Below are 22730 nucleotides of genomic sequence, written 5' to 3' on the forward strand. Positions count from 1 at the left end.
GTAAGGTATGATTTGGTGAAAAATTTAGTAATAGTAGAGTCTCCCGCAAAAGCAAAAACGATATCAAAGTTTTTAGGAAAAGATTTCAAAGTAATGGCTTCAATGGGGCATGTTAGAGATCTTCCAAAGTCAAAGTTAGGATTTGACCCCCAGAACAATTTTGAACCAAAATATTTGGTTTCAACTGATAAGAAAAAAGTTATTAGTGACTTAAAAAAAGAGATTACTAAAGATACAACAATCTACCTAGCAGCCGATGAAGATAGAGAGGGAGAAGCTATCGCATGGCACTTAATTCCTGCACTAAAAATTGAAAAAAACCCATTAAAAAGAATTGTTTTTCACGAAATTACAAAAGATGCAATTTTAGAAGCTATCAATAATCCAAGAGAAGTAAACCAACATCTTGTAGATGCTCAACAAGCAAGAAGAATCCTTGATAGAGCGGTTGGTTATGAATTATCTCCATTACTTTGGAAAAAAGTAAGATATGGTCTAAGTGCTGGTAGAGTTCAATCAGTTGCAGTAAGAATTATCGTTGATAGAGAGAATGAGATTAGAGCCTTCGAGCCAGAAGAGTTTTGGAAAATAAAGTCAAATTTTGCAAATCCAGAGTTAAAAGCTGAACTTGCAAAAGTTGATGGAAAAGCCAAAAAAATAAGAAATGAACAAGAAGCAAAAGAGATTGAAGCATCTGCATTAGCTTCTAACTTCAAATTAGCAGATATTGAAGAGAAAGAATCAAAAAGAAACCCAGCAGCTCCTTTTACTACTTCAACACTGCAACAAGAAGCAAGTAGAAAAATAGGACTTTCTGTTAAACAAACAATGGTTATTGCTCAGCAGTTATATGAAGGAAATGTTGGGAATATTCCAAATCATACAGGTGGTTTAATCACTTATATGAGAACAGACTCATTAAACCTTTCAAAAGTTGCTACAAGTGCAGCAAAAGAGGTAATTGAAGCTGAATATGGGAAAGAGTATTCATTAGCTAAACCAAGAGCTTATAAGTCAAAAGCTAAAGGAGCACAAGAGGCTCACGAAGCTATCAGACCTGTTAATATGGCTTTAAAACCAAGTGATATCAAAGCATATGTAGAACCAAGTCAATTTAGACTTTACTCTTTAATTTGGAAAAGAACTCTTGCAACACAAATGGCTCCGGCTGTTATTGCAAATACTACATATAAAATTGAAGCTGGAAAAGATAAAGAGTTAGAGTTCCAAGCAAAGGGACAAAGAATTGTATTTGCTGGGTTTATGAAAGCTTATACTGAAGGAAGTGATAATCCAGAAAGTGCTTTAGATAGCAGTGAGAAAATCTTACCTACAATCAAAAAAGACACGATTTTAGATTTAGAAAAATTAGATTTAGAGCAAAACTTTACTAAACCACCTGCAAGATATACAGAAGCCTCTTTAGTTAAAAAGTTAGAGAGTGAAGGAATTGGAAGACCATCTACTTATGCTCCAACAATTTCTACTATCCAACAAAGAGAGTATGTAGTTAAAACAGAAGATAAAAAATTAGCACCTACTCCAACTGGTGAAATTGTAAATAGCTTTTTAGTTGACCATTTCCCTGGAATTGTAGATTTAGGGTTTACAGCAAAGGTTGAGGAAGAGTTTGATGATATTGCTGATGGAAAAATTGCTTGGCAACAAGTAATGAATGAGTTCTATGGTGGCTTTAAAAAGACTATTGATGAAAAAGAAGAGAGTGTAAATAAAGAAGATTATCTACAAATTAGAGAAATAGGAACTGACCCAGAGTCTGGAAAACCCATTAGTGCAAGAGTTGGAAGATATGGTCCCTTTGTTCAAATTGGAACAAAAGATGATGAAGAGAAACCAAAGTTTGTTGCTATTCCTGATCACTTAAATATGGATACAATTACGCTTGAAGAAGCACTATTTTTATTTACTCTTCCAAGGGTTGTTGGACAAACAGACGAGGGTGAAGATATTAAAGCAAATATTGGAAGATTTGGTCCATATTTACAAGTTAAGTCGACATATTACTCACTAAAAGAAGATGACCCATATACTATTGAAGAAGCAAGAGCTAAAGAGGTTATAAAAGAGATTTCAGAAGCAAAAGCAAAAGCTTTAATCAAAGATTTCCCAGAAGAGAAAGTTCAAGTTTTAATTGGAAGATATGGTCCTTATATAAAACAAGGAAGAAAGAACTTTAAAATTCCAAAAGGTGTTGAAGCTGAAGATTTAACTTTAGAGCAAGTATTAGAGATAATAGAAAAAGACCCCAAATCTAAAACAGGTGCAAAAAAGACAACAGCTAAAAAAGCACCAGCAAAGAAAACAACAACTAGAAAAAAAAGTACAACTACAAAAACAACAGCTAAGAAAACTACGGCCGCTAAAAAAACAACTAAATAGATGAAAATAGGTATATTATCGGATAGTCACCATAAAAGTGACTATACCCAAGAAGTGATAGAGCACCTAAAAGAAAAAGGGTGTGAATATCTTGTTCATGCAGGAGACTTATGTATTGAAGAAAACTTGAAGCATCTTCAAGATTCAAACCTTAAATATATATCAGTTTTTGGAAATAATGATTCCTCTTTATTGTCATATGCTAATAAATATAATATAAAACAAGAGCCATATCTTTTTAAAATAAAAGATATAAAGTTCAAGCTGATGCATTTGCCTTTTTATTTAAATGCAGGTGATAGTGATGTGGTAATTTTTGGACATACACATATTTTTGAGTGCCAATATACAAATGGAACTCTTTTCCTAAATCCAGGGGAAGTCTGTGCTAGAGAGAAACCCTTGATAGAGTGTGTGATGTTAGAAATTAATGAAAATGAGTATATAATCAAGTATTACTCAAGAAATATAAATGAAAATAGTTTTTTAGAAAAAGAGATAAAATATGAGCGTAACTAATAAATCAAAAGAGATTTTTTTATGTGCCATTTGTAATATAGAAAGTGGTACATGTAATGAAGATTGTAAGTTTTGTACACAAAGTGTAAAGTATAAAGCTGATATTCAAAGATATAAGAAAAAAGCCATTGAACAAATTGTTGAAGAAGCAAAAAGAGCAAGAGCAAATGGAGCAAATGGTTTTTGTCTTGTAACAGCAGGAAAAGGTTTAAACGACAAAAGATTAGCTTTTGTTTGTGAGGCAGCACGTGCCGTTAAAAAAGAGGATTTAGGACTAATTTTAATTGCATGTAATGGTACAGCTTCAGTTGAGCAACTACAGACTTTAAAAGAAGCTGGTGTTGATGCATATAACCATAATCTTGAAACAGCAAGAGACTTTTACCCAGAGATTGTTACAACTCATACTTGGGATGAAAGATACCAAACATGTAAAAATGTAAAAGAAGTAGGTCTTAGACTTGTTTGTGGTGGTATTTTTGGTTTAGGTGAAACTCAAGAACAAAGAGTTTCTATGCTTGAATCTATTGCATCATTAGAGCCTATGAATGTACCTTTAAACTTCTTCCATCCAAATGAAGCTTTACCATTAGTAGAAAATACAGTTTCAAGAGAAGAGGCTTTTGAATTAATTGCATTAGCTAGAAAAATGGTTCCAGGTGCAATGAAAATAATGGTTGCTGGTGGAAGAGAGTTAATGTTTGGTGATGAACAGTATAAAATCTTTGAAAAAGGTGCAAATGCATTTGTTATTGGTGATTATTTAACAACTGCTGGAAGAACACCTGCTGATGATATTGCTGAGCTTGAAAAGCAAGGTATTAAAGTTATTAGAGAAAGAAACTAATTAGGTAAATTAATGGGTGAAGAAATTTTAATCATAATATCAATCTCTTTGATAATTTTTACTTCACCTTTAATCTCAAAGGTTGTAAAGCTTCCAACTATTACTGTTGAGATAATACTTGGAGCTTTAGCTGCATATTTTGCATTTATTGTTGAGCACTCTATTTTAGAGCTTGTTGCACAGTTGGGTTTTTTATACTTGATGTTCCTAGCTGGACTTGAAGTTGATTTAAAGAAGATTATAAACATCTCTGGAAACCTCTTAAGAAAATCAATTTTTTATAATGTCATTTTATTCTCCCTTGCTGCAATTGGAACAATCTACCTTGAAATAGGCTATATCTTTATTGTAATACTTCCTTTAATCTCTATTGGATTATTAGCTGCACTTAAAAAAGAGTATGGAGATGTAGAGTGGATTAGATTGGCTATTACTGTTGGTCTAATTGGAGAGATTATCTCTATCTTTGCACTTACAACTGTAACTGCAGCATTAGAGTTTGGAATAAACTTTGACTTTTATAGAACAATGACACTATTTGTTCTTTTCCTTATTTTTATGGTTGTTATTTATAAGTTCTTCCATAATCTTATTTGGTGGTATCCTGAAATTAAAGCAGTGCTTATGCCAGAAAATGACCATCAAGAACAAGATATTAGACTATCTATGGGGATATTCTTTCTTATGATTGCTGTTATGATGTTGTTAAATTTAAAAGTTGCCTTTGGGGCATTTATTGCGGGAACTTTTATTACTACATTCTTTGAAGAACACAATAAACAACTTCCTCATAAGTTAGAGCATTTTGGTTTTGGTTGGCTTGTTCCTATTTTCTTTATTTATGTAGGGTCATCTTTTGAGTTAGAGTCTTTATTTGAAGATGGTTTAGTAGAAAAAGCATTCTATATAGCACTATCAATGATTGCTATTAGATTTATTGCTTCAATGTTATTTGTTAATGAAATGGGATGGAATAGATTCTATATGGTAGGTCTTTCTCATTCAATGCCTATCACGCTTTTAATTGCGGTTGCTACAATTGCTTATAATAATCATTCAATTACACAGTTTTATTATTATGCGTTTATTTTAGCTGCTATTATGGAAGTATTAATTGTGATGGTTGCTATTAGGATTTTGTCTAACTTTATAAAGCCACCTGAGAAAGTGGCTAAATAAATTTTTTAGTTTTCGTATAATCTAACGATAGTAACTCTATTATCGCTATATGATACTTCGTAGTTTTCTGGTAATTGTGCTAGTTCAACAACAATTCTAAAGTAACCATCTTTTTTATGGTTTCCTACTGCTACTTTTAAGAAGTTAGTTGACTCTAACTTTTCTCTTACTGTATAGAAGTTTTTCTTAGCAGTATAGTCTAAGATAATTTTCTTTTTTCCTGGAAGTGTTAGTTTTTTAGAAACTTTATAGTCTGAGTGAATATCAATCTTATCATTGTCATATTCAACTTTAACAAAAGGAAGAATCTCTTTTTCATATGTAACATCAAGTCTAGGTTTTACATATACAACTTGCTCAATCTCTTTTGGCTTTTCATCAACAGCTTTTTTAACAATCTCTTTTGTTTTTTGTTCTGTCTCTTTTTTAGCTTTTTCGATTAACTTTTTAACTTCTTCTTTTGTTAAAGCTGGTTTCTTTGGTTCTTTTTTCTCTGCTTTCTTTTCTTCAGCAGGGTTGTTCATCTTTTCATATACTTCATTTATATAGTGTTGTTCTGCTTGAAATTCAACAGCATAGTTCTCATCCATCTCATTTAGTTCAATCATTCTTGCTTGTTCTTCTTCATAAGCAGTAGTTGGTTGAAAAGGATTTTCCCTAGCTATTATCGTTAGGGGTAAAAGTAGTAACAGTGTAAATAAAGTTTTCATTCTTCCGGCTCCAAATTTTTTAGTTCAAAATACTCTTTTTGTAAGTGAGCATTCTCAAGCTGTAATCTTTTAATTTCGCTTTGAAGATACTCTTTTTTATCTTTTAAAGAAGTATACACTTCTAAAGAGTTATCTCCAAAAAGAATATTAGCAACATGATAACTAAGAAGCATCGTAATAGCAATAGAACCTATTGCTATTAACGAAAACTTTTTTAGCTCATGAAGGTTTTCTCTCATGAATTACTTTTTCGAAAAAGGTTGCTTTCCTAAATATTCAGCATAACCAATTTCTGCACCAATCTCTAATAATCTATTATATTTAGCGATTCTATCAGATCTAGCTGTTGAACCAGTTTTGATTTGACCACAATTTAATGCAACTGCAAAATCAGCGATAAATGCATCTTCTGATTCACCAGATCTATGAGACATAACGCAGTTGTAGTTATTTCTTTGTGCTAATCTAATAGTTAACATAGTTTCAGATACAGAACCAATTTGGTTTGGCTTAATTAAAATTGCGTTACCAATTCCTTTTTGGATTCCTTCTGCTAAAATATTTGCATTTGTAACGAATAAATCATCACCTACTAATTGAACTTTGTCTCCAATTTTTTCAGTTAAGATTTTCCATCCATCCCAATCATCTTCAGATAAACCATCTTCAATAGATACGATTGGATATTTGTTACAAAGGTCTGCATAGTAGTTTACTAACTCTTCTGAAGTTAATTCTCTATTCTCACCTTTTAAAACATATTTACCAGCATCGTTGATAAGCTCAGAAGCTGCAACATCTAGTGCGATAGCAATTTGCTCACCAGCTTTATATCCAGCTTTTTCAATAGCTTCCATAATAACTGTAATAGGTTCTTCGTTTGATTTTAAGTTTGGTGCAAAACCACCTTCGTCACCAACTGCTGTTGATTCACCCATACCATCAATAACTTTTTTTAAGTGTTGGTAGATTTCAGCAACTGCTCTTAAACCTTCGTTAAAGTCATCAAATCCAACTGGCATAACCATATACTCTTGGAAATCAACAGAGTTGTTTGCATGCTCTCCACCATTGATGATATTGAACATTGGAACAGGCATAGTCATTGCATTTGCTCCACCTAAGTATCTGTATAAAGGAATATCTAAAGAAGCTGCTGCTGCTCTTGCAACTGCCATAGATACACCAAGTACTGCATTTGCACCTAGTTTTTCATAGTTGTGTGTACCATCAATATCTTTCATAGTAGCATCAACTTCTGCTTGGTTATATGGGCTTAATCCCATTAACTCATCAGCAATAACAGTGTTAACATTATCTACAGCTTTAAGAACGCCTTTTCCTAAAAATCTATCATCACCATCTCTTAATTCTAAGGCTTCTCTTTTACCTGTACTTGCTCCACTTGGAACGATAGCACTTTGCTTAGTACCATCACTTAATACAACTGTTGCTCTTACAGTTGGATTACCTCTTGAGTCTAAAACTTCATCTGCATAAACATTATCAATAAATACCATTTAGGTCTCCTAAATTCATTAAATCTAAATATTATACAAAAAAATTTATTTTGAGTTGCTTTGATAAATAAAAATGATAAAAAAATGTATTTTGTGAGAGATATTGTAGAGTAGGGAATGTACTTCAAAAAGTTTTGAAGTACATCTTTGATTAGTCTTCTTCAGACTCTGGTTCACCTTGAATGATTTCATCATTTACACCCATTGCCGTAAGAATCTTACCTTCGATTTCGTTTGCAATTTCTGGGTTATCTTTTAAGAATACTTTTGAGTTTTCTTTACCTTGGCCAATTTTTGTATTGTCATAAGAGAACCAAGCTCCTGCTTTATCAACAATATCAAGTTTTACACCATAGTCAATTAGTTCACCTGTTTTAGAGATACCTTCTCCAAACATAATATCAAACTCTGCTTGTTTAAATGGAGGTGCAACTTTATTTTTAACAACTTTAACTTTTACTCTATTTCCAATTGAGTTTTCTGCTTGTTTAAGTGTCGCAATTCTTCTAATATCTAGTCTTACTGAAGAGTAGAATTTAAGTGCATTTCCACCAGTAGTTGTTTCTGGGCTTCCGTAACCTGTCATACCAATTTTCATTCTGATTTGGTTAATAAAGATTACTGTACAGTGCATTTTATTTAGTAAACCAGTGATTTTTCTAAGAGCTTTTGACATAAGTCTTGCTTGAACACCAACTTGTTGGTCATCCATATCTCCATCAATTTCTACTTTTGGAGTAAGTGCAGCAACTGAGTCAACTACTACTAAATCAACAGCACCAGATCTAATAACTGTCTCTAAGATTTCTAAAGCTTGCTCACCATAATCAGGTTGAGAAACAAGTAGGTTATCAATATCAACCCCAAGATTTCTTGCATAAACAGTATCTAAAGCGTGTTCTGCATCAATAAAGGCACAAACTCCACCTGCTTTTTGGCATTCTGCAATTGCGTGAAGAGTAAGAGTTGTTTTACCTGAAGATTCAGGTCCATAAATTTCAATAACTCTACCCTTTGGAAGTCCTCCTACACCTAGTGCTAAGTCTAGTCCTAAAGAACCTGTAGAGATAGCTTCAGTTGGAACTACTTCTTTGTCCCCAAGTCTGATTAGTGTACCTTTACCAAATGTTTTGTCAATTTGTTTAATTGCTAAATCAAGTGATTTTTTTTGATTTTCATCCATTTTATTTCCTAAATTATTGGTGTCTTTTTTAATTATGTTGGAATTTTAGCACAATTTTTTTAAAGTACTAAATTTTATTGCATTTTGTAATGTTAGTTTTCTTTATCTTTTTTTTCTTCTGTGAATTTTTCTATTGTTTCAATAGTTTTGATATGGGAAGAAACCCTTTTTTTCATATTATGTTTTTTTATATGCTTTGCAAGTATTTTAGTATATTTTTTATAATTCCTGCTACCTTTTTCAAAAGTCGCTAGTTTTTTTTGAATTTTTAAAATATCTTCTGGAATTGAACTTTCTGCCATAAAAAAACCTGTATAATATATTTATACTAAATTATTACATATTAACTCTTAAAATTAAAGTTAAATATAATTTAGATAATATATAAAATAATTTAAATTAATCAAAGGCCATGAATTATGTTTAATAACAAAAACATTTTAATTACGGGTGGAACAGGTAGTTTTGGAAAGAAATATACCAAAACTATATTGAAAAATTATAAACCAAATAAGATAATAATTTATTCAAGAGATGAACTTAAACAGTATGAAATGGCACAAGAGTACTCTGATCCTTGCATGAGATACTTTATTGGTGATGTACGGGATGAAAAGAGATTAAAAAAAGCTATGAAAGGTGTTGACTATGTAATACATGCAGCAGCTTTAAAACACGTGCCAATTGCAGAATACAATCCAATGGAGTGTATAAAAACAAATATCAATGGAGCACAAAACGTTATTGATGCTGCAATCGAAAATAAAGTACATAAAATAATTGCACTTTCGACAGATAAAGCTGCAAACCCTGTAAATCTTTATGGAGCAACAAAGTTAGCTAGTGATAAGCTTTTTGTCGCTGCAAATAATCTTGTAGGTGAACAAGATACTTCTTTTTCAGTTGTAAGGTATGGAAATGTTATTGGAAGCCGTGGTTCTGTAGTTCCTTATTTTAAAAAACTAATAGAAGAGGGAGCTTCATCTTTACCTATTACAGATGAAAGAATGACTAGATTTATGATTACTTTACAAGAGGGAGTGAACTTTGTATTAAAAAACTTTGAAAGAATGCAAGGTGGGGAAATATTTATTCCTAAAATTCCATCAATGAAAATGACAGAACTAGCACTTGCTATGGCTCCTAAGTTACCCCATGAAATCATTGGTATAAGACCTGGTGAAAAACTTCATGAAATAATGTGCCCTAGTGATGACTCTCATTTAACATTTGAGTTTGAAGATCACTTTGTTATCGCTCCTACAATTAAGTTTTCTTCTATTAGAAGATTTGATGAAAATCTATTAGGTGAAAAAGGAAAACAAGTAGAGCAAGGATTTGAATATAACTCTGGTAATAATGATGTTTGGTTAAGTCATGAAGAGTTTTTAGATTTAGCAAAAGATAGTTAATGAATTTTATACCCTATGGAAAACAAACTATAGAGCAAAGTGATATAGACTCTGTAGTGGAAGTTTTAAAATCAGATTTTTTAACAACAGGACCAAAAGTAAAAGAGTTTGAAAATGCACTATCTTCTTATTGTGGAGCAAAGTATGTGATTGCAGTATCAAATGGTACAGCTGCTCTACATTTAGCATCATTAGTATTGTTAAATGAAGGAGATAAGGTTTTAACTACTCCTAACTCTTTTTTAGCAACTGCAAACTCTATTCTTTATGTAGGAGCAAAACCAGTTTTTGTAGATATAAAAGAAGATGGAAATATTGATTTAGATGTCTGTGAAGAAATGCTAAAAAAAGATAGTACTATAAAAGCAATATATGCTGTTGCTTTTTCTGGAAATATGATAAATCAATCAAAACTGAAATATTTAAAAGAGACATATGGAGTAACTATTTTAGAGGATTGTGCCCATGCGATTGGTGCAAAAGAAGGTGAAATAAAAGCTGGAAGCTGTACTAATAGTGATATTTCAATATTCTCTTTTCACCCAGTAAAGCATCTTACCACAGCAGAAGGTGGAGCGATTACAACTAACTCAAAAAAGCTTTATGAAAAGCTTCTTTCTTTAAGAACTCATGGTATGGTTAAAACATCTTCAATGAAACCATGGGAGTATGAAATGCATCAATTGGGATTTAACTATCGTATTACCGACCTTCAATGTGCATTAGGGATATCTCAACTTTCTAAGCTAGATAGTTTTATTCATAGACGATTTGAAATAGCAAAAAAATATGATGAGGCTTTTCTCAAAGAGAGTGCAAAGCGCAAGGAAAATTCAATAATAAAACCTTTATATATTTTTGATGGAACATCTTCTTATCATTTATATGTTGTTCTTGTAGATTTTACAAAACTAAATATTTCAAAAGAAGAACTATTTTTAAAAATGAAAGAAAAAAATGTAGGTTTACAACTTCATTATATACCAATAAATAAACAACCATATTATAGACAATTAGGTTATGAAAGTGAAAATACTCCTGTAATGAATAGATATTATGAGGAGTGTTTCTCTCTTCCAATATATCCTTTGTTAAGTAATGAAGAGCAAGAGTACGTAATTAATACATTATTTGAGGTATTGAAGTAAATGAAAAAAAATGCTATAGCAATAATTCCAGCAAGGGGTGGAAGTAAAAGAATTCCAAGGAAAAATATAAAAGATTTTCATGGAAAACCTTTGATTGCTTATAGTATAGAGGTTGCATTAAGATCAAAACTTTTTGATAAGGTAATTGTTTCTACTGATGATGAAGAAATAGCAAGTATTGCAAAAGAGTATGGGGCAGAAGTCCCGTTCTTAAGGCCTGAAGAGTTAAGTGATGATTTTACAGGCACAGCTGATGTTGTAAATCATGCCATAGGTTATCTTGAGTCTAAAGACGAATATTATGAGTATATATGTACTATTTATGCAACAGCACCTTTTTTACAGAAGAAGTATATAATAGAAGGATATGAGAGCTTAAAAAATAGTGATGCCATAAATAGCTTTAGTTCTACATCCATGCCTTTTCCTATTCAGAGAACTTTTAAACTCAATAAAGATGGAAGATGTGAAATGTTCATGCCAGAACATTATATGACAAGGTCTCAAGATTTAGAAGAGGCTTACCAGGATGCAGGACAATTTTATTGGACAAATAGAATACGACAAAAAAAGAGTATAAATACAATGATTTTTAGTGATATTAGTATTCCTCTTATCCTTCCAAGATATTTGGTACAAGATATAGATACTTTAGAAGACTGGACAAGAGCTGAGTATATGTATACTGCATTAAAACAAAATGGGGAACTTTAAAATGAATATACTTTTTAGGGCAGACTCTTCATCTCAAATTGGTACTGGGCATATAATGAGGGATTTGGTTTTAGCAAAAAAGTATGAGAAAAAAAAACATAACATAATATTTGCAAGTAGAGAATTAGAAGGAAATATTAATTCTAAAATTGATGAAGCTCAATATAAAAGGTTGGTTCTTAAGACGGAGAATATCAAAGAATTAAATAGAATTATAAAAGAACAAAATATTGATATGATAGTGATTGATCATTATGGTATTGATTTTAGTTTTGAAAAAAAGTTAAAAAAAGCTAATCCAAGTTTAAAAATATTTGTACTTGATGATACTTATGAAAGACATTACTGTGATACTCTTTTAAATCATAATATAAGTGCTGATAAAAAGAGATATAAAGGATTAGTTCCTAATAGTTGTAAGTTGAAATGTGGAAAGAAATATACTCTTTTAAGAGAAGAATTCATTAAAGAAAAAAAGAAAAAAAGAAAAAGAAATGATACAAAAATAAAAACTATTTTTATTGCAATGGGTGGAGCTGATCATAGTAATATAAATATTGATATTCTCAAAGTATTAAGCAAATTTAAAAATATAAAAGTAAATTTAGTAACAACAAGAGCAAATAAAAATTTAAAAGAGTTAGAAGCTTATTGTCAAAATAAAAAGTGGATTATTCTTCATATAAATTCAAATAAAATAGCAAAACTTATGGCAAAGAGTGATTTTGCAATTGTTACACCAAGTGTAACTATAAACGAAGTTTATTATCTAGGGTTACCAATGATAGCAGTAAAGACAGCTGATAATCAACTGGACATGTATAAATATCTTAAGAAGAAAAAAATTTCACTTCTAAAAAAGTTTGATAGAAATAAGTTAAGGACATATATAAATAAGATAGTATGAGAAAAATTTTATGAAAAAGATTAAACTAATAAATTTTACTAAATTATCATTAGATGAAAAAAAATTAATTCTTCAATGGAGAAATAATCCTCTTATAAAAAAGTGGATGTATACAGAGAAAGATATTAGTTTAGAAGATCATTTATCTTTTATTGATAATTTACTTTTATCTGAGGATAAGTTATACTTTTTAGTTAAAGAGAATATGGAATATATAGGTGTCATTGATTTTGTTAATATTTCACCTGATTCTTTAAATATGGGAATATATGCTAACCCTTTTTTAAAAAATAAAGGAATAATTTTATTAGAAGAAATAATCAAGTACTCCTTTGATATTCTAAAAGTTAAAAAAATAAAAGCAGAAGTTTTTAAAGAAAATGATAAAGCCTGTAATTTATATAAAAAATATAACTTTACTACAGTCAATGAAAAGAATATAAATAATAGAGAAGTAGCTTGTATGGAGTTAATAAATGAAAATAGGTAACTTTGATTTAAAAAAAGATGGAACTTATATAATATCAGAACTTAGTGCAAATCATGGTAGAGATATTAATATTGTTAAAAAAACTATAAAAGCAGCCAAAGAAATAGGAGCAAATGCAGTAAAACTTCAAACTTATACTGCAGATACTTTAACATTAAATTCAGATAAAGAGGACTTTATTATTAAAGGTGGAACTCTTTGGGATGATAAAAAACTTTATGAATTATATAAAGAAGCGTACCTTCCTTGGGAATGGCACAAGGAGTTATTTGAATATGCTAGAAGTATTGATATTGATATTTTCTCGAGTCCTTTTGATAAAAGTGCAGTTGATTTTCTAGAACAGTTTAACCCAAGTGCATATAAAATTGCTTCTTTTGAAATAACGGACTATGATCTTATCAAATATACCGCATCTAAAGGGAAGCCTATTATAATTAGTACTGGAATAGCTACAATAAGTGAGATACAAGATGCTGTTGATATATGTAGAAGTGTAGGGAATGAAAATATTATACTTTTAAAATGTACAAGTTCTTATCCTGCACCACTAGAAGATGCAAACTTAGCAACTATCCCAAATTTAGCACAAACATTTGGTGTAGTAAGTGGTTTTTCTGATCATACACTGGGAACTACAGCACCTGTTGTTGCAGTTACTCTTGGTGCAAAAGTTATCGAAAAACATTTTATTTTAGATAAATCAATAGGTGGTCCTGATGCAGATTTTTCTTTAGATAAACAAGAGTTTTCTGATATGATAAAGGCAGTAAGAGATACTGAAGGATTACTTGGTAAAGTTGATTATACTTTAACTGCTAAAAAGAAAAAGTCAAGACAGTTTGCAAGAAGTCTTTATGTTAGTAAAGATATAAAAAAAGGTGAACTCTTTACGGAAAAAAATATAAGAAGTGTAAGACCTGGATATGGGTTACATCCAAAGTATTTAAATGATATTTTAGGAAAAGAAGCTAAAAAGAGTTATACCATTGGAGATAGAGTAAGCTTTTAAAAGAAGTTTTATAAGGGAACAATTGGAAGATTTAAATAATATAGCAGAAGAGATATTTGACTCGTGTATTGAAAATATAGAAAATGAAAATATAGAAGATGAAGTAGTTATTGGACTATATTATATTTCTAAATATATTGAAGAGGGGCATACTCTCTCAGTAAATAGTCATAATCAGCTAAATAAAATAATATTATTATTAAATAAAAAAAGTCATGAAAACTTAAAATTAATAAATAATATTAGAACTTTTATTTTAAAATATATTTTAGATATTATTGAAAACAAAAAAAGCCTAAATAAAATTAAAGAAGAGTTCTTTAAAACTTATTATGATTTTAATGATTTTCAAAATATTATAGATAATAAAGACTTTATTTTATTGCTTTTTCCACAAGAAAAAATGAGTGAATATTTAGAATGTTTAAATGCAGAATTTAAAAAAGATAGAGAGTTTTGGGATAAAACATTTATTGAAAAACAACAGGTTATTTTTAAATTTCACTATATAACTATGTTAATTTATGAAAAGAAGAGAGAAAATTTTCAAAAGATGTTTGAATATTTATTTAAAATATTCAATATGGCTATAAGTAAAGAAGAAGATGAACTTATTTTTTATCTATATACTCCATTGTATTATTCTAATAATATTGTCTCAACAGACTTTGATGATTACCTACGGTTCAATAATTTAGTAGAGAAAAAATTTGAATACTATATAAAAACTAGTTTTATTAAGAGATATCAAATAATGCCTAATACTAATAAAGGGAAAAAGGGAAAAGTGAAGATTGCTTTTGTTCCAGAAAGATTAATAGAGTACTCTGTTTATAAGGTCTTATATACATTATTAAATTATCTAAAAAACCTTGAAGTAGAGATTATTACCTTTGATTTAAATTTTAAAGAGTTAGGGGGTTCCCTGACTGAAAAACAGAATGAATTGGTTCTTTTAGGACATAATCTGATAGATTGCAATAAAAAATTTGCTACAAATAATTCTGTATTTTATTCAACAGTAGAAAAGGCTTTAAAACTTCGTGAATATATAATATCTAATGAAATTGACATTTTAATAGGAATGAGTGGTAGACCTGAATATAACTTTTTATTTACAACAAGAACAGCACCTTTACAAGTTTATTGGAGTCATGGAAATAGTGAGTATCATATTGATGGTATAGATAAAAAAATATCTCATTTTGACCAAAGAACAAAAAACAATGAGTATCAAATATTTCACCTCCCTATAAATTTAAAAGACTATCAAGTAGAAATTGATTATAGTACGGTTCAAACAATAAGAGATATATATCCTAAAAATAGTTTTATCTTAGGTTATATAGGACGTTTATTAAAAATAGAAGATGATGATTACCTAGATTGTATTGCAAGTATAATGAAAGAAAATCCAAATACTATATTTCTAGCATGTGGAAGTGGTAATCAAGATACTATTAGAACAAAGGTAAATAATTTAGGAATAGGAGATAGATTTTTCTTTACGGGACACATTGACCCTAATATATATGCATATGTCATAGATTTATTTTTAGCTTCTTTTGTTAATGGTGGTGCAGCACTAGATGAGTATAGAAACAAAGGGAGACCATATGTTTCTTTGCATTCTAAAGACTGGTTTAAAAACTATAATAAAATAAATTTTATAAAAGTTTATAATGAAAATAATAAAGGGTATTTAAAAAAAGATTTATATAGTAAAGAAGATATATCTTCTATAAAAAAGAATAATTATTTGAATATAGCAAATAGACATTCATCTTTTTTTTATACTTTAGGACATGTAAAAAATATTCAAGACTATATAAAAGTATCAAAACTATTAATAAATGATAAAGAACTATGTCATAAAATAGTAGAAGAAAGGTTATTTATTTTAAACTATAGAAATCAAGAGTTTGATTTTTTAGAAACCTTAAATAATTAAGACTATTAATAATAAAGATTTTAAAAATAAGTTTATCAGGAATTGAATGAAAATAAACACTAAAAAAAGAATTTTTTAATATGAGCAAAGTTGCTATATTACAATCTAACTATATACCTTGGAAAGGTTATTTTGATTTAATAAATAGTGTTGATTATTTTGTAATATATGATAGTATGCAATATACAAGAAGAGACTGGAGAAATAGAAATAAAATACAAACAACTACTGGATTAAAGTGGTTAAGTATTCCTGTTGTTACTAAAAATAAATTTCATCAATCTATTTTTAATACAAAAGTTGAAAATAAAAACTGGGCACAAATTCATTGGGAAACAATAAAAAGAAATTATACTAAAGCTACTTATTTTAAAGAGTATAAAGAGTTATTTGAAGAACTTTATTTAAATTCAAATGAAGATTTTTTAAGTGATATAAATTATAAATTTTTAAAAGCTATAAATGATATTTTAGGAATAAAAACCAAAATACTTTTCTCCAATGAGTTTAAATTAGTTGAAGGGAAAAGTGAAAGATTATTAGGAATATGTAAGGAATTAAATGCTGCAACTTATTTTTCCGGACCAGCTGCTAAAGATTATTTAAATGAAAATCTTTTTAAAGAAGAAAAAATTGAAGTTAACTGGATGGATTACTCAAACTATAAACCCTATCCTCAAGTTTTTACTCCTTTTAATCACTTTGTTTCTATTTTAGATCTTATTTTTAATATGGGAGAAAATAGTAGCTTATATATGAAAAGTTTTAAGGCTAAAAATGAATAATATAAAATATGGTTTTCAAAAACATCTTTCAAAAGAGTATCCCTCTCAAATAATCATAGATTTAACGCAATTTTGTAATCTTGCTTGTATTCACTGTCCTCATCCTATATTTAAAAAATCAGAATATTTTACGGGCTCACATTTAGACCTAAATTTGCATAAAAAATTAATTGATGATATTGCAGAAAATAGTAATAATATTTGTCAGTATATAAGATATACGGCAAATGGAGAGACTTTATTACATCCTAATTTTGATGAAATAATCTTATATTCAGGGAAATATAGTAATACAAGAATAAATGTTACAACAAATGGAAACTTACTAACTAACTCAAAAATTAATGTTCTATTAGAAGCAAAAGTAGATGTAATTGATATAAGTATTGATGCTTATTTAGAAGAGACTTATTCAAAAATTAGAATAAATGGTAATTTAGAAATAGTAAAGCAAAATATTAAAAATTTAATAAAAAAAATAAAAGAGACTAATAGTCAAACAAAAATAGTTGTAAGTTTTGTTAATCAACCTAAAAATATTCAAGAAGCTGAAAGTTTTAAAAAATACTGGGAAGAGCAAGGAGCTAATTTTGTAGTAATTAGAAATTTACACTCTTCTGCTGGCTCTAAAAAAAATATTTCAAAAAAAATGAAAGATCTAACTCAAACAACTTTTAGAAAACCTTGCTTATATCCTTGGGAAAGACTTACTTTAACACCTGATGGAAAATTAGCTTTTTGTCCTGCTGATTGGGTACATGGTTCACATTTTATTGATTTTAAAACTACTTCAATAAAAGAAGTATGGCAAAGTAAATTTATGGAAGAGTTAAGAGAAGCTCATTTAAAAAATGATTTTAAAAATTTCTCTTTTTGCGAAAATTGTCCTGACTGGGTTAATACAAAATGGCCAGAAGAAGGAACTTCTTATATGAATGTGATGAAAGATCTAATTCCTAATGATTTATTGGATTAAAAATGAAACAAACAATACAAAATGAAAGCTCTTTTACAATTACTAGTAATTTTGATGCACCAACAAATATAAAAAATGAATTTTTATATTATGTAAAAAGAGTTTTTATTGATATTTTTATTGGGATACCTGTACTAATCTTAGCCTTTTTTCTATTATTATTTAAAAAACAAATAAAAAAAAGAAGTTCTAAAAAGATTATCTTAGGAACTGTTCCTATAATTATATTTAAAACTTATAATGATGTATTAAAAAAAGAATTTAATACAACACTTTTTGTTTTAAAAGATTGGTCAGAGGGTAATTTTCATAATGGAATAACATTAAATGATATTTCTACTTCTTTTATAGCAAAAAGACCTTTTACTCTTGGAACTTATTTTGCTTTTATTTGGAGCATTTTAAATTTTGAACTATTTTTATTGTATTTTAACAGTGGCTTTTTAGAAAGAACTATCTGGTGGAGATTAGAACCTATTATTTATCAGTTATTTGATAAAAAAGTAGTTTTATTTCCATATGGAAGTGATGTTTGGACAGTTGATAAAATGTCAAATTTAAAAAAGAAATATGCACTAACTCTTTTTGATAAAAAATATTTTGATATGGATTTTAAAAGAATTAAAAGAAATATATGGTGGAGTAAATATGTAAATGCAATATTTACTTTAGTTGATTTTATAAAATTTTTACCTAGATTTGATATTTTAACTCTTCATGGGCATATCTTATTAGATATTGAAGAGAAACCAACTTTTATTAAAAAAGATACAATAAAAATTGTACATTTTGCAAATGATGAATTTAGAAAAGGCACAAAAAATATTAGCTTGATTTTAGAAAATTTATCAAAAGAAAGAGATGATTTTGAGTATGAAATATTAGTTTCTATTTCAAGGGATACTCTTTTAAAAAAATGTAAAGAAGCTGATATTATAATAGATACTTTTATTGATGGATTTTTGCAATATACAACTTTAGAAGCAGCAATAAAAGGAAAAGTAGTTTTAGCAAATTTGGATAATGAATTGAATGACTTTTTTAAATATATAAATAATGAATATTATGAAAAACATTTTAAGCAAATGCCAATTATAAATTATAATATATATAATTTAGAAGAAAAACTTTTAGAACTACTAAATAATAAAGAAGAAATTGTTGAAATTAGTAAAAATACTTATGACTTTACACTTAATATTATAGAAGAAAATAAAAAATTTATTTTAAATTTTACAAATAAATTATTAGAGAAAAGGTACTAAAATGGGGAATACTTATCTTATTACTGGTGGAGCTGGTTTTATAGGTTCTAATTTTGCAACATATATTTACAATAAATATAGAGATTCAAAAATTATAGTTTTAGATTTATTAACATATGCAGGAAATATAGAAAACTTCCCTGTAAATATAAATAATATCAATGAAAGATTTGAGTTTTGGTATGGAGATGTAAAAAATAGTGCATTAGTTGAAGAACTAGTAGCTAAATCAGATTATGTTGTACATTTTGCTGCTGAAACTCATGTAACAAGGTCAATTTTTGATAATAGAAATTTTTTTGAAACGGATGTTATAGGTACTCAAACTATTGCAAATGCAGTATTACAAAATAAACATAAAATAAAAAAATTTATTCATATTTCTACTTCTGAGGTTTATGGTTCAGCACATCAATGTGAATATATGAATGAAGACCACCCTTTAAACCCAGCATCACCTTATGCTGCAGCAAAAGCTGGTGCAGATAGACTGGTATATTCTTATGTTAATACTTATGATATTCCAGCCGTGATTGTGAGACCTTTTAATAATTATGGCCCAAAACAGCATTTAGAAAAGGCGATTCCAAGATTTATTACAAATGCACTTATGGAAGAAAAACTTCATATTCATGGAGAAGGAATTGCTTCAAGAGATTGGGTTTATGTTGAAGATACGTGCAATGGCTTAGATATTATTTTAAATGCCCCTTTAAATAAAGTACAAGGAGAAGTTTTCAATCTTGGAACAGGAAAATCAATTTCTATAAAAGAAGTAGCATTAAAAGTGATTAAACAGTTAAATATTGATAGTTCATTTATTCAATATATTGAAGATAGACCAGGTCAAGTGGACTGCCACAGAGCAGATATAAATAAAATGAAAGAAGTATTAAACTGGACAGCTAAAGTTGAATTTGAAGAGGGCTTAGAAAAAACTATAAGTTGGTATAAAAATAATTCTCAAACTTGGGAAAAACAAATTTGGATGAGACAAATACCAATTATTTTAAAAGATGGGCAAAAAGTGATTCACTAATGAAAGTAGATTTTTTTAAACATAATATTAATAAAGAAGATATAAAAAGAGTTAATAAAGTATTAAAATCAATATTTTTAACAAATGCCAATGTTACTAAAGAGTTTGAAAATAACTTTTGTGAATACTTAGATTCTAAATATTGTATTGCTGTTAATTCTTGCACCGCAGCACTTCACTTATCTTTATTAGCATTAGATATAAAAGAAGGTGATGAAGTTATTACAACTCCTATGAGTTTTGTAGCAACCTCAAATGCTATTTTACATGTGGGAGCAAAACCTATTTTTGTAGATATAGAAAAAGAGACTGGAAATATAAATGCAGATTTAATTGAAAGTGCTATTACTGAGAAAACAAAAGCTATTATTCCTGTTCATTTATTTGGAAATATGTGTGATATGAAAAAGATTAAACAAATTGCAAATAAACATAAACTTTTTATCATAGAAGATGCTGCACATTGTATAGAAGGACAAAGAGATGGAGTAAAAGTTGGTCAATTATCTAATGCAGCTTGTTTTTCTTTTTATGCCACAAAAAATATTACAAGTGGAGAGGGTGGAGCAATAACAACAAATGATGAAGAACTTGCAAAAAAACTTTATAAATTAAGACTTCATGGAATTAATAAAGATGCCGCCTCAAGATATACAAATGGCTTTCAACATTGGGATATGGAACTTTTAGGCTGGAAATATAATATTAGTGATATACAAGCAGCTTTACTTATAGGGCAATTAGAAAAAATAGAAAAAAGGTTAGAAAAAAGAGAGAAACTTGCAAAGTATTATGAAAAAAGTCTTAAAAAAGCACAAATAAAATTTATTACTATCCCAGAAAAAACTAAAAGTGCAAGGCATCTTTTTATTATACTTACTAAAAATAGAGATAATATAATAAAAAAGTTACAAGAAAAAAATATTCAAGTAGCTGTAAATTATAGAGCTATTCATAATTTAACTTATTATAAACAAATATTTAATTATAAACCTGAAGATTTTCCAATTGCAAATGAGTTTGGAAATAATGTTATTTCTATTCCTTTATATCCTAAACTAAAAAATAAAGAGGCCAAATATATAGTTAATACAATTAAGAAGGTATTATTAAATAATGAAAGTTAAAAATATTCTTTGGCTTATCCCGGATGGAGTACGTACCGTAAAATATAATGACCCTTTTGGAAGATTTGAATTTTTTAAAACATTAAAGAGTGAGGGTTTTTGTGAATTTAAAAATATGTATACTGCTCATCCTAGTACATATATGTCTTTTTCTTCTTTTTTGAGAGGGACATATGCTACAAAAATTTCAAAAACTTATGGTAGTTTAAAATCATTACGTTATGAGCTAGAAACGGTAGATAAAAAACTATCTAAGTTGGGTATGAATATATACTTTTTAACTTTTTATCCAGATGACTTAAAAGATCAAATTAATAGTAAAATTATAGATTTAGTTGAAAATAAAGAAAAGGCATTATCTGCTTATTATCAATATAAAAATGGAACAATTTTTGATGAAGAGTATGTTGAAGAATATAATAATTATATTAAATATTTTTTAGAAAATGAAGAGTTAAAGGAACCTTTTTTTCTTTTGATACATGTAAATGTACCTTTATTTAAAGATCCAGTTAAATATTTTAACTATGATTATAATAAATATTTTGAAGAGATTTATACTTCAGCAATTTCTAAAATTGATGAAAATTCAACTGCAATAATTGTGAATTCAGACCATGGTTATCCCTTTTATAGAGAAGGTAAAGAATATAATTTTTCTCATGATGAATTAATGTCCCAAGAGAATATAAAGGCTTCTTTTTTTATAAAACATCCTGATATAAAGGTAAAAGAGGTAGAACATAATACCTCATTAGTAGATATCCTTCCTACAATATATGATATTTTTAGTCTAGAATATCCAAAGTACTTAGATGGAATTAGTCTTTTTAAAACCATAGAAGAAGGTTCTTTTAATAGAGTACTTAGAGTTGAGAATAAATTCCCATTACAGAAAAAAGCAAAAGTTGTTTTAATTAAAGATGACTATAAAATAGAATATGATAGAGATAGGAAAGACTTTAAATTATTTAAAATTCAAAAGAATAGTATAAACGAGACTTTTGTTACAGATAAAATAATGCTTACTAAATATATTTCTCTTTTTAATAAATATGAAAAAAGATTTGAAGAAGAAAGAGAAATGATTTTAAAAGAAAGTAGAAGAAATAAAGAAAAAAAAATAAAACTACTAATGAAGAAAAGAAGAAGTTTGATTATTAAGTCTAGTGATAATCCATATATAGAGGAATTTATTGAAAATTATACAAATTCAAAAAATATAATTATAGATTTAAAAAATATAAATGAATATATTAATAAAGAATTTGAACGAATTATTTTCTTAGTTAGTGAAGTATTACAAATTGATTCCTCTATTTTAGGGGAAGAATTACATTTATTAAGTTTATTTAATAATACACCTTTATATGTTATTGATTCATATCACAATATAGAGTATTGCAATGAAATGATTGATGAATTTCTTGAAAAAAAACATAAAATATTTACTTTGAGAAGTAAAAAAAAGAATCGTTCTGAAGCTGAAAGAAATAAGATAAGAGAAGCTTTTCAAATTATTTATAAAAAGAAAGTAGAAAAGTAA

At 28.2% G+C, this 22730-nt stretch carries 22 protein-coding genes; 17 read left to right on the top strand and 5 right to left on the bottom strand.

The window, feature by feature from the left end:
- Positions 1 to 15: 15 nt before the first annotated feature.
- From topA to CRV03_RS06130, 4 genes are read left to right on the top strand one after another with little or no spacing between them, the layout of a single operon-like run.
- The gene (topA, locus tag CRV03_RS06115) at positions 16 to 2400 is read left to right on the top strand and encodes a type I DNA topoisomerase (protein WP_129084268.1); all 2385 of its coding nucleotides are present in this window, start codon (positions 16 to 18) and stop codon (positions 2398 to 2400) included.
- Positions 2401 to 2919, top strand: a complete 519-nt coding sequence (locus CRV03_RS06120) for a metallophosphoesterase (protein ID WP_129084269.1) — start codon at positions 2401 to 2403, stop codon at positions 2917 to 2919.
- Entirely contained in the window at positions 2906 to 3766 is an 861-nt protein-coding gene (locus CRV03_RS06125) for a biotin synthase (protein WP_129084270.1), read from the top strand. The genes CRV03_RS06120 and CRV03_RS06125 overlap by 14 nt, the downstream gene beginning before the upstream one ends.
- Before the next feature lie 12 nt (positions 3767 to 3778).
- Positions 3779 to 4945, top strand: a complete 1167-nt coding sequence (locus CRV03_RS06130) for a cation:proton antiporter (protein ID WP_129084271.1) — start codon at positions 3779 to 3781, stop codon at positions 4943 to 4945.
- Between the two features lie 5 nt (positions 4946 to 4950).
- On the opposite strand, the gene CRV03_RS06135 is transcribed toward CRV03_RS06130, so the two are convergent.
- The 5 genes from CRV03_RS06135 to CRV03_RS06155 all read right to left on the bottom strand — a co-directional run bounded on the left by CRV03_RS06135 (position 4951) and on the right by CRV03_RS06155 (position 8660).
- Positions 4951 to 5655, bottom strand: a complete 705-nt coding sequence (locus CRV03_RS06135; protein ID WP_129084272.1) for an AMIN domain-containing protein — start codon at positions 5653 to 5655, stop codon at positions 4951 to 4953.
- Complete coding sequence (locus CRV03_RS06140; RefSeq protein WP_129084273.1) at positions 5652 to 5894, bottom strand: septum formation initiator; 243 nt, start codon at positions 5892 to 5894, stop codon at positions 5652 to 5654. Before CRV03_RS06140 ends, CRV03_RS06135 begins: the two co-directional genes overlap by 4 nt.
- 3 nt (positions 5895 to 5897) lie before the next feature.
- Positions 5898 to 7175: a phosphopyruvate hydratase gene (gene eno / locus CRV03_RS06145; protein ID WP_129084274.1), complete on the bottom strand. Its 1278-nt coding sequence runs from the start codon at positions 7173 to 7175 to the stop codon at positions 5898 to 5900.
- A gap of 151 nt (positions 7176 to 7326) precedes the next feature.
- Complete coding sequence (gene recA, locus CRV03_RS06150; protein WP_129084275.1) at positions 7327 to 8358, bottom strand: recombinase RecA; 1032 nt, start codon at positions 8356 to 8358, stop codon at positions 7327 to 7329.
- 92 nt (positions 8359 to 8450) lie between these two features.
- Positions 8451 to 8660, bottom strand: a complete 210-nt coding sequence (locus CRV03_RS06155; protein WP_129084276.1) for a hypothetical protein — start codon at positions 8658 to 8660, stop codon at positions 8451 to 8453.
- A 117-nt stretch (positions 8661 to 8777) separates the two neighbouring features.
- On the opposite strand from CRV03_RS06155, the gene pseB reads away from it, so the two are divergent.
- From pseB to CRV03_RS06220, 13 genes are all read left to right on the top strand, one after another.
- A complete protein-coding gene (pseB, locus tag CRV03_RS06160; protein WP_129084277.1) occupies positions 8778 to 9770 on the top strand; it encodes a UDP-N-acetylglucosamine 4,6-dehydratase (inverting) in 993 nt (330 codons plus the stop codon).
- The gene (gene pseC / locus CRV03_RS06165) at positions 9770 to 10918 is read left to right on the top strand and encodes a UDP-4-amino-4,6-dideoxy-N-acetyl-beta-L-altrosamine transaminase (RefSeq protein ID WP_129084278.1); all 1149 of its coding nucleotides are present in this window, start codon (positions 9770 to 9772) and stop codon (positions 10916 to 10918) included. The genes pseB and pseC overlap by 1 nt, the downstream gene beginning before the upstream one ends.
- Entirely contained in the window at positions 10919 to 11632 is a 714-nt protein-coding gene (gene pseF, locus CRV03_RS06170) for a pseudaminic acid cytidylyltransferase (protein WP_129084279.1), read from the top strand.
- A 1-nt stretch (position 11633) separates the two neighbouring features.
- Positions 11634 to 12539, top strand: coding sequence for a UDP-2,4-diacetamido-2,4,6-trideoxy-beta-L-altropyranose hydrolase (gene pseG, locus CRV03_RS06175; RefSeq protein WP_129084280.1), 906 nt, complete (start codon positions 11634 to 11636; stop codon positions 12537 to 12539).
- 10 nt (positions 12540 to 12549) lie between these two features.
- Positions 12550 to 13029 (top strand): UDP-4-amino-4,6-dideoxy-N-acetyl-beta-L-altrosamine N-acetyltransferase, encoded by a 480-nt coding sequence (gene pseH / locus CRV03_RS06180; RefSeq protein ID WP_129084281.1) that lies wholly within the window; start codon positions 12550 to 12552, stop codon positions 13027 to 13029.
- On the top strand, positions 13016 to 14041 hold the full coding sequence (gene pseI / locus CRV03_RS06185; protein ID WP_129084282.1) for a pseudaminic acid synthase: 1026 nt from the start codon (positions 13016 to 13018) through the stop codon (positions 14039 to 14041). The genes pseH and pseI overlap by 14 nt, the downstream gene beginning before the upstream one ends.
- Positions 14042 to 14063: 22 nt before the next feature.
- Entirely contained in the window at positions 14064 to 15992 is a 1929-nt protein-coding gene (locus tag CRV03_RS06190; RefSeq protein ID WP_129084283.1) for a hypothetical protein, read from the top strand.
- Positions 15993 to 16072: 80 nt separating this feature from the next.
- A complete protein-coding gene (locus CRV03_RS06195; RefSeq protein WP_129084284.1) occupies positions 16073 to 16777 on the top strand; it encodes a WbqC family protein in 705 nt (234 codons plus the stop codon).
- The gene (locus CRV03_RS06200) at positions 16770 to 17753 is read left to right on the top strand and encodes a radical SAM/SPASM domain-containing protein (protein WP_164968621.1); all 984 of its coding nucleotides are present in this window, start codon (positions 16770 to 16772) and stop codon (positions 17751 to 17753) included. Before CRV03_RS06195 ends, CRV03_RS06200 begins: the two co-directional genes overlap by 8 nt.
- Positions 17754 to 17755: 2 nt before the next feature.
- A complete protein-coding gene (locus tag CRV03_RS06205) occupies positions 17756 to 19018 on the top strand; it encodes a hypothetical protein (protein ID WP_129084285.1) in 1263 nt (420 codons plus the stop codon).
- A gap of 1 nt (position 19019) precedes the next feature.
- Positions 19020 to 20057 (top strand): dTDP-glucose 4,6-dehydratase, encoded by a 1038-nt coding sequence (locus CRV03_RS06210; RefSeq protein ID WP_129084286.1) that lies wholly within the window; start codon positions 19020 to 19022, stop codon positions 20055 to 20057.
- Positions 20057 to 21184 carry a DegT/DnrJ/EryC1/StrS aminotransferase family protein gene (locus CRV03_RS06215; RefSeq protein WP_129084287.1) on the top strand — a complete coding sequence of 376 codons (1128 nt, stop codon included), beginning with the start codon at positions 20057 to 20059 and terminating at the stop codon, positions 21182 to 21184. Before CRV03_RS06210 ends, CRV03_RS06215 begins: the two co-directional genes overlap by 1 nt.
- Positions 21174 to 22730: a sulfatase-like hydrolase/transferase gene (locus CRV03_RS06220; protein WP_129084288.1), complete on the top strand. Its 1557-nt coding sequence runs from the start codon at positions 21174 to 21176 to the stop codon at positions 22728 to 22730. Before CRV03_RS06215 ends, CRV03_RS06220 begins: the two co-directional genes overlap by 11 nt.

It is taken from the genome of Arcobacter sp. F155, from assembly GCF_004116455.1.
In the GTDB taxonomy this organism is placed as follows: Bacteria; Campylobacterota; Campylobacteria; order Campylobacterales; family Arcobacteraceae; genus Halarcobacter.